This window comes from Gemmatimonas sp. (assembly GCF_044344655.1).
Lineage (GTDB): Bacteria > Gemmatimonadota > Gemmatimonadetes > Gemmatimonadales > Gemmatimonadaceae > Gemmatimonas.
This window is the reverse complement of sequence record NZ_JBIJCN010000036.1, coordinates 25,477-33,495: the sequence shown is the minus strand read 5'-3', so window position 1 is coordinate 33,495 and position 8,019 is coordinate 25,477. Positions and strand designations below refer to the sequence as shown.

At 67.5% G+C, this 8,019-nt stretch carries 5 protein-coding genes and 1 pseudogene; all 6 read left to right on the top strand.

Annotation, left to right across the window (positions count from 1 at the left end; all coding sequences use genetic code 11):
* Window positions 1–806: pseudogene (locus tag ACIQ51_RS10395) on the top strand (cell division protein FtsH); the annotation flags it as partial.
* 74 nt (window positions 807–880) lie between these two features.
* Window positions 881–2,653: a protein O-mannosyl-transferase family gene (locus ACIQ51_RS10390; protein ID WP_396204970.1), complete on the top strand. Its 1,773-nt coding sequence runs from the start codon at window positions 881–883 to the stop codon at window positions 2,651–2,653.
* 11 nt (window positions 2,654–2,664) lie between these two features.
* Window positions 2,665–3,372 (top strand): YggS family pyridoxal phosphate-dependent enzyme, encoded by a 708-nt coding sequence (locus ACIQ51_RS10385; protein ID WP_396204969.1) that lies wholly within the window; start codon window positions 2,665–2,667, stop codon window positions 3,370–3,372.
* Between the two features lie 17 nt (window positions 3,373–3,389).
* Window positions 3,390–4,271 carry a purine-nucleoside phosphorylase gene (locus ACIQ51_RS10380; RefSeq protein ID WP_396204968.1) on the top strand — a complete coding sequence of 294 codons (882 nt, stop codon included), beginning with the start codon at window positions 3,390–3,392 and terminating at the stop codon, window positions 4,269–4,271.
* Between the two features lie 25 nt (window positions 4,272–4,296).
* Window positions 4,297–7,584, top strand: coding sequence for an isoleucine--tRNA ligase (gene ileS, locus ACIQ51_RS10375; protein ID WP_396204967.1), 3,288 nt, complete (start codon window positions 4,297–4,299; stop codon window positions 7,582–7,584).
* Complete coding sequence (locus tag ACIQ51_RS10370) at window positions 7,584–8,018, top strand: TraR/DksA family transcriptional regulator (protein WP_396204966.1); 435 nt, start codon at window positions 7,584–7,586, stop codon at window positions 8,016–8,018. The genes ileS and ACIQ51_RS10370 overlap by 1 nt, the downstream gene beginning before the upstream one ends.
* Window position 8,019 lies beyond the last annotated feature (1 nt).

Here is an 8,019-nt window from a genome sequence, read left to right as displayed (position 1 = left end):
CGCTGCTCGCGGCCCGCAAGAATCACGAGAAGATCTACATGAGCGATCTCGAGGAAGCGAAGGATCGCGTGATGCTGGGCGCCGAGCGCAAGTCGCTCGTGATGAAGGAAGAGGAGCGTCGCCTCACCGCCTTCCACGAGGCGGGGCATGCGGTCTGCGCCATGATGGTGAAGGGCAATGATCCGCTGCACAAGGTGACCATCGTGCCGCGCGGTCGCGCGCTGGGCATCGCCTTCACGCTCCCCGAGGATGATCGCGTGTCGGTCACACGCGAGCAGCTCGAGGCGCGTCTCGTGATGGCCTACGGCGGGCGTGCCGCTGAAGAGATCGTGTTCGGCCACAACCGGGTGACCACCGGCGCGGCCAGCGACATCCAGCAGGCCACCAACATCGCGCGCCGCTACGTGACCCAGTGGGGGCTCTCCGAAACCATCGGCCCCATCCTGGTGGGCGACAACGAGCAGGAGCTGTTCCTCGGCCGCGAGATCCAGTCGCGGCGCGAGGTGTCGGAGCAGACGGCGCAGCTTGTCGATGCCGAGGTCAAGCGCGTGGCCTTCGAGGCCCATGCGCGGGCGGTATCGGTGCTCACGGAGCATCGCGCGCTGCTCGATGCGGTCGCGAACGGACTGCTCGAGCGCGAGACGCTGAGCCGCGACGACATCATCGTGCTCAAGGAAGGCAGAGAGCTGCCCCCCCGTCGTGGACCCGACGTCCCGTCGGCCCCCGCGCCCACGCCACCCGCAGCGGCGGCGCCGCGGCCGATCGCCCCGCCGCTCCTCGGTGGCCCTGAGGTCGCGCCCGCCTGATCCGCGTTCATTCGTCGAGCAAGGCTCGCGGAATCCGGTTGCCATCCCCCATCGTCGCCGCAGTCGTGGCGACGATGGTGCTTTTGGCCACCTACCTGTCTACGGCCGCACCAGACCTCACCTTCTGGGATGCGGCCGAATTCATGACCGGGGCGCACACCCTCGGCATTCCGCATCCGCCGGGCACACCGCTCTGGATTCTACTGGGGAAGCTCTCGGCGCTGGTCTTCTCAAGCGCCTCGCCGCCCCGCGCCATCACGCTGCTGTCCGTATGGGCCTCGGCGTTGGCTGGTGGGGTCGGCGCGTGGATGGCAAGCCGCTGGATCGGCGCGCGCGGTGCCGTCGTGGCGGCGGTTATGGGGGGCGCCATGTACAGCGTCTGGAACAACGCCACCGAGACGGAAGTGTACGGCGTGGCCTTGCTGGCGAGCGTGTGCATGCTGGCCGTCGCTGAATACGCCGGGCGGCACGACACCGCACCGGACCAGCGGATCCGCGCGCGGGGGGTGATCGCGTTCCTCGCTGGCCTGGCTGTGCCGCTGCATCTGAGCGTTCTGGTGGCGCTCCCGGCGACAGTGGCGCTGGCATGGCGCGGACCGCGGCCCACGGTCCGCGCGATGATCTCGTGGGGGGCGTTGCTCCTCCTCGGGCTTTCTGCCGTGGCCGTGCTGCCGATGCTGTCGGCCCGCAATCCGCAACTCGATTCGGGGAACCCTGAATCGCTGCGTGCGGTGATCGCCGTCCTGCGGCGCGAGCAATACGCAGTGGTGGGGCTCTGGCCACGGTTGGCACCGCTCTGGCTGCAGGTGGGGAATCTCTTCCAGTGGGCCGATTGGCAGGTGGCGTTCGGATTGCACCCGCTGCCTACGGCGGCGGTGGCGCGCACCGCGCTGTCGATCCTGTGGGCGTGGCTGGCCGTGCTGGGGGGACGCGCCATGTGGCGGCACGATCCGCGCGTCGGGCGTGCCATGGTCCTGCTGCTGGTGAGTGCCACGCTCGGGGTGGTGTTCTGGCTCAACATGCGCGCGGGGCCGTCGTTCGGCGTGGGGGTGTTGCCCCCCGGGGCTGGTCACGAGGCCCGTGAGCGCGACTACTTCTTCGTGCTCGGGTTCTGGGCGTGGGGACTGATGGCCGGCGCCGGGGCGGCGTCGCTGGCCACCACGCTGGCGCGCAGGCTGCCGGCACCTGTGGCCACGCTGCCGCTGCTGGTGGTGCTGGTGCCCCTACTCGCCAATCATCCCGTGGCCGATCGTACGCGCGAACCGGTGGCGTCACTGCCGCGCATCTATGCCCGGCTCCTGCTCGACGCCGTGCCGCAGAACGGCGTGCTGTTGGCCGGTGGCGACAATGACACGTTTCCGCTCTGGTACCTGCAGCAGGTAGAGGACTATCGAGCCGATGTGGCGATCGTCACCGTGCCGCTGCTCGGCGCCGAGTGGTACCGGGCGGAGCTCGCCGGCCGCAAGCTGCTGGCGCCAGAAGCGGTCACGCGCTGGCCCGGAACCGATGCCGTCCTCCGCTCGGTGATGATCCGCGCTGGTGAGGCGCGACGACCGGTGCGCGTCAGCACGCTGCTCGGGCGCGGTGACCGCCATCGCCTCGCTCCGGCGATGGGGTGGGCGCTGCAGGGGCTGGTGTATGCACCCGCGCCAACCGCCCCAGCGGGCACCGTGGTGCTCGACGACCGGGCGATCCGAGCCCAGCGCGACCAGGTCCCCGGTGCCGCGCTGGCGCCGCTACCGCCGGCCAGTGATCCGGCCGCGCGGACGGCTCAGGAACTGCTACGCTGCACCACGATCACGAGCCCTACCGATCCGTTACTTGTGTCGGGGTGCAACGGTGCCTAACCTTATGTGCTATGCCAATTTCCGACCACACTACGACGGCGTGGGCAGGGGTCGTCCAGGAGGCGGTGGCGGAGGTGCGCACGCGCATCGCCGATGCTCGCGCTCGCGGCGGACATGGGCAGGAGGTCACGCTGATCGCGGTCACCAAAACGCACGGTCCTGAGTCTGTGCTGGCGGCGTATGCCGCGGGTGTGACCGACGTGGGCGAGAACCGCGTGCAGGAGGCCGAAAGCAAGATGGCGCAGCTCGCCATCCCCGTCCGCTGGCACCTCATCGGTCACCTGCAGCGCAACAAGGCGAAACATGCGCTGCGCTTCTCCCTGTGTCACGGGCTCGACAGCGAGCGGCTCGCGGTGGCACTGCACGAGGAAGCCGACAAAGCCGGCCGCACCCTCGACGTGCTGCTGCAGGTCAACGTGAGTGGCGAAGGGAGCAAGAGCGGGATTGGACCCGCTGACGTCCCCGCCTTTGCCGATCGGCTGCAGGCGTTGCACGGGCTTCGCGTGCGTGGTGTGATGACGATGGCGCCGTACGAGGCGGACGAGCGGGTGCTGCGCACCGTCTTTTCCGGCGCACGGGCCGCCCGTGCGCAGGTGCAGGCCGCGGGACATGACGCGGGGTGGCTCAGCATGGGCATGTCGGGCGACTACGAAATCGCCGTGGAGGAGGGTGCCACGCACGTGCGCCTCGGCACCGTGCTGTTCGGTGGTCGGACCTGACGCCTCCTGGATAGCCCATGACCGACGAACGCTTCCCGGAGTTCCGCGCCGCCGCACTCGATGCGCGTCGCGCCGACGTCGGCAACACCCGTGAGCGCATCGAGGCGTGCGCACAGGCCGTGCGCGCACGCTTCGCTACGCCGATCGACGCCGCGATCATTCTCGGGACCGGGCTTGGTGGGTTGGCGGCGGAGATCGACGTCCAGCAGACGATCGAATACGGTGAGCTCCCCAACTTCCCGCTGTCCACGGTGGAGTCGCACACGGGACGCCTCCTGTGCGGCACGCTGGGAGGCCGTACGGTGATCGCCATGCAGGGGCGCTTCCACCGTTATGAAGGCTACACGCTGCAGCAGGTCACCTTCCCGGTGCGGGTGCTGCAGGCGCTTGGTGCGGGTACGCTCATTGTGAGCAACGCCTGCGGCGGCATGCATCCGCTCTGGGCGCCCGGGGACCTCATGCTGATCGCCGACCACATCAACCTGCTCGGCGACAACCCGCTCATCGGCCCCAACGACGACGCGCTCGGCCCGCGCTTCCCCGACATGTCGGAGCCGTACGATGCGGCGCTGCGGCGCATCGCCCGCGAGGTCGCCATCGCCAACAACATCCCGTTGCGCGAAGGTGTGTACGTGGCGGTGCAGGGGCCTAACCTCGAGACACGCGCCGAGTATCGATTCCTGCGTGGAATTGGCGCCGACGTGGTGGGCATGAGCACGGTCCCCGAGGTGATCGTGGCTGTGCACGGCGGCATGCGCGTCCTGGGACTCTCGATCATTACCGATCAGTGCCTTCCGGATGCGCTCAAGCCGGCGCACCTCCCTGAGATCATCGCCGTGGCCAAGCGCGCGGAACCCAGTCTGTCGACTGTGGTGAAGGGCGTACTCGCCGCGCTGTAATTCGCATCATCCTCTCTCCTCCCCTATGACGCAGGACGCCGTGCGGTACCCGCTCCTCCCGGACACCAACGCTGATGCGCTCGAGCGCGGCATTCTTTCGCAGTGGGATGCGGAGAAGCTGTTCGAGCAGTCGCAGGCGGCGCGCGTCAACGCGAAGCCGTTCGTGTTCTTCGAGGGACCGCCCACCGCCAACGGCCGCCCCGGCATTCACCACGTATTCGCGCGCACCATCAAGGACCTCGTCTGCCGCCATCGCGCGATGCAGGGGTACTATGTGCCGCGCAAGGCGGGCTGGGACACGCATGGTCTCCCGGTGGAAATCGAGGTGGAGAAGGAGCTGCAGCGCGAGGAGGCTGAGCGCCAGGGAGTGGATCCAAGTGAAATCGCCAAGCTAGGCGGCAAGCAGCTGATCGAACAGGTCGGCGTGGCTGAGTTCAACCGTCGCTGTCGCGAAAGCGTGTGGAAGTATCGCGGCGAGTGGGAGAAGCTCTCGCACCGGACCGCCTATTGGCTCGACTACGACAACCCCTACGTCACCTACTCGCACGACTTCGTGGAGAGTGTGTGGTGGGCGCTGCGGACGATGCACGGCAAGGGGCTGCTTACGCGCGGCCACAAGATCCTGCCGTACTGCGCGCGCTGCGGCACGGCGCTTTCCAGCCACGAGGTCGCACAGGGGTACGATGATGTCGAGGATCCGAGCGTCTACGTGGCGCTCGATCTGCTCGACGCGGAGGGCAACGCGCCTGCTATGCGCCGCCGCATCCTGGTGTGGACGACGACGCCGTGGACGCTCGTTTCCAATACCGCGCTCGCGGTGAATCCGGAGCTGGTCTACACCGAGCTGCGCAAGAAGACCGGGGCTGAGTGGACGATCATCCTCGCCGAGGCGCGGGTGCCGGGCGTGCTGGGTGCTGACTGGGGCGACCGCTGGGATGTCCTGGGCACCATGCAGGGAAGTGAGCTCGCCGGTCGCCGCTATCGCCGTCCGCTTGACTGGGTGCCGTATCCCGAACAGGGCAATCACGAGATCATCGTCCCCGAGGAGTTCGTCTCCGCCGAAGACGGTTCGGGCGTGGTGCACATGGCGCCGGCGTTCGGCGCCGACGACTACGCCGCCGGCCAGCGGCATGGGCTTGCCTTCGTGCAGCCGGTCAACGCGCGCGGTGAGTTCGTGGAGGGCGTGCCCGAGGTTGCGGGCCAGTTTGTGAAACAGGCTGACGCGCGCATCCTCGAGGTGCTCAAGGAGCGCGACGTGTTGTGGAAGGCCACCACGTTCGTGCATGCCTATCCGCACTGCTGGCGTTGTGGTACACCGCTGCTCTACTATGCGCGCGGGTCGTGGTTCGTGCGCACCACCGCCGTACGCGACGCACTGCTGCAACGCAACGGTCAGGTGAACTGGAATCCCACGGAAGTGGGTACCGGCCGTTTCGGCGAGTGGCTGTCCAACAACGTGGACTGGGCCATCTCGCGCGACCGCTACTGGGGCACGCCCCTTCCGGTGTGGGTCAACGACGAGGACGCCGCCGAGGTCGACGTGATCGGGAGCTATGCCGAGCTCGCGGAGCGTATCGGCCGGCCGCTTCCCGACGATTTCGATCCGCACAAGCCGCACATCGACCAGTACACGTGGCCGGCCAAGAGCGGCAAGGGCACCATGCGGCGCGTCCCCGAGGTGATCGACACCTGGTTCGATTCGGGGTCGATGCCGTTCGCGCAGTGGCATTACCCGTTCGAGAATCAGGACGTGGTGGCTGCGCAGTACCCCGCTGACTTCATCTGTGAAGGGGTCGACCAGACGCGCGGCTGGTTCTACTCGTTGCTGGCCATTGCCACCACGCTGGGCGACGCGCTGCCGCACAACGCTCAGGATCAGGCGGCGCCATATCGCAACGTGGTGGTGAACGATCTCGTGCTCGACGCCCAAGGACAGAAGATGTCCAAGTCGAAGGGCAACGTGGTCAATCCGTGGGACGTGATGGAGCGTCACGGTGCCGATGCGGTACGCCTCTTTCTCGTGGCGTCGAGCCAGGTGTGGGTACCCCGCCGCTTCGACGAGAATGCGATCCGCGAAACCGCCGGACGGTTCCTGCTCACGTTCCGCAACGTGTACAATGGCATCTTCGCCCAGTACGCCAACTTCGGCTGGCAGCCCGGTGCGGCTGACCCCAGCGTCGAAGACCGGCCCGCGCTCGATCGCTGGATCCTCTCGCGCCTCACGCGGGTGGAGCGCGAGGTAAACCAGCATCTCGACAATTACGATGCCACGCTTGCCGCGCGACGGGTGATGCAGTTCATGGACGACGACGTATCCAAGTGGTACGTGCGTCAGAGCCGCGCGCGCTTCTACGAGGTGGATAGCGCGGACAACCGGGCTGCCTTCGCCACCCTGCATGAAGTCCTGGTGGTCACCTGCCGGCTGCTGGCGCCGTTCGCGCCGTTCATGACCGACGCCGTGCACCGCCATCTCACCGGTACGTCGGTGCATCTCGCGCCGTACACGCGCGAACAGCCCACCCCGGTCGATGACGCGCTCGAGGTGGCCATGGAGGACCTCCGTACCCTCGCTGGCCTTGCCCACGCCGCGCGCGATGTCGCCGAGGTGAAGGTGCGTCAGCCACTGCCGTCGCTGCAGTGCGTGATCCCCGGGGACGCGACCCTGGTGGCGACCCTCGGTGGGCTGTTGGCATCGGAATTGAATGTGAAGCGGGTCGAGTTCGTCACCTCGACCGACGCGCTCGTGTCGCTGGAGGCGAAAGCCAACTTCCGCACGTTGGGCAAGAAGTTCGGCAAGGAAACGCCATTGGTGGCCGAGGCCGTCGCGGCAATGCCAACCGACCTCTTGCGTGAGTTGGCGGCCGGCCACTCGGTCACGTTCGAGGCGGCTGGCGCCGAACGCTTGATTGCCCCCGAAGACGTCGCCATCATCCGGCGCGCCTCGGGCGCTGCCGTCGTGCAGGAAAACGGGGGCTATGGGGTCGCCCTCGATCCGACCATCACGCCGGAGCTGCGCGCTGAAGGGCTTGCCCGTGAGGTCATCAGCCGGGTCCAGCGGCTCCGCAAGGAATCGCAACTCGAGGTGAGTGATCGCATTGCCCTGGCTGTCGCTGGGGATGAGGAGCTGGAAAGCGCCGTGGCTGCACACCGCAGCCGCATCGCCGAGGAAGTACTTGCCGTGCGATTGCTGCTCGGCAATGAGGTGGGATCGCCGTTCTCCGGCCCGGGAGACGGCGCCATGTGGACCGCTACGCAGGCCGGGGACGTCGATGGACGTGCCCTCCGGCTTGCGCTCACCAAGGAAGGGTCGTGATGGCCGAATCGAAAGCCGCGTCGACAAAGGACGCCAAGAAGGCGAAGGCGATGCCCAAGAAGCAGCTCCAGCACTTCGAAAAGCGGCTACTCGAGGAGCGCAAGCGCGTCCTGAAGGAGCTTGGGCATCACAGCGAGACGCTCGGCCCCAATGGCGAGGCGGCCGATGGCGACAGCAGTGCGTACTCCTTCCACATGGCCGACCAGGGCACTGACGCCATGGAGCGTGAGAAAGCGTTTCTTTTCGCCTCGAAGGAAGGCCGTTTCCTGTGGCACATCGACCAGGCGCTGCGCCGCCTCTACAAGGCGCCGGAAACATTCGGGAAGTGCCACCAGTGCGGCGAGGAGATCGCGTTCGAGCGCCTCGATGCGCTGCCGAATGCCCGCTACTGCATCGCGTGTAAGCAGCGCGAGGAAGATTCGAAGAAGGGATGAC

Bases quoted from the DNA above. Each gene is read 5' to 3' on its own strand.
- ACIQ51_RS10390 (WP_396204970.1), top strand. From the start codon at position 881: ATGGTGCTTTTGGCCACCTACCTGTCTACGGCCGCACCAGACCTCACC.
- ACIQ51_RS10385 (WP_396204969.1), top strand. From the start codon at position 2,665: ATGCCAATTTCCGACCACACTACGACGGCGTGGGCAGGGGTCGTCCAG.
- ACIQ51_RS10380 (WP_396204968.1), top strand. From the start codon at position 3,390: ATGACCGACGAACGCTTCCCGGAGTTCCGCGCCGCCGCACTCGATGCG.
- ileS (WP_396204967.1), top strand. From the start codon at position 4,297: ATGACGCAGGACGCCGTGCGGTACCCGCTCCTCCCGGACACCAACGCT.
- ACIQ51_RS10370 (WP_396204966.1), top strand. From the start codon at position 7,584: ATGGCCGAATCGAAAGCCGCGTCGACAAAGGACGCCAAGAAGGCGAAG.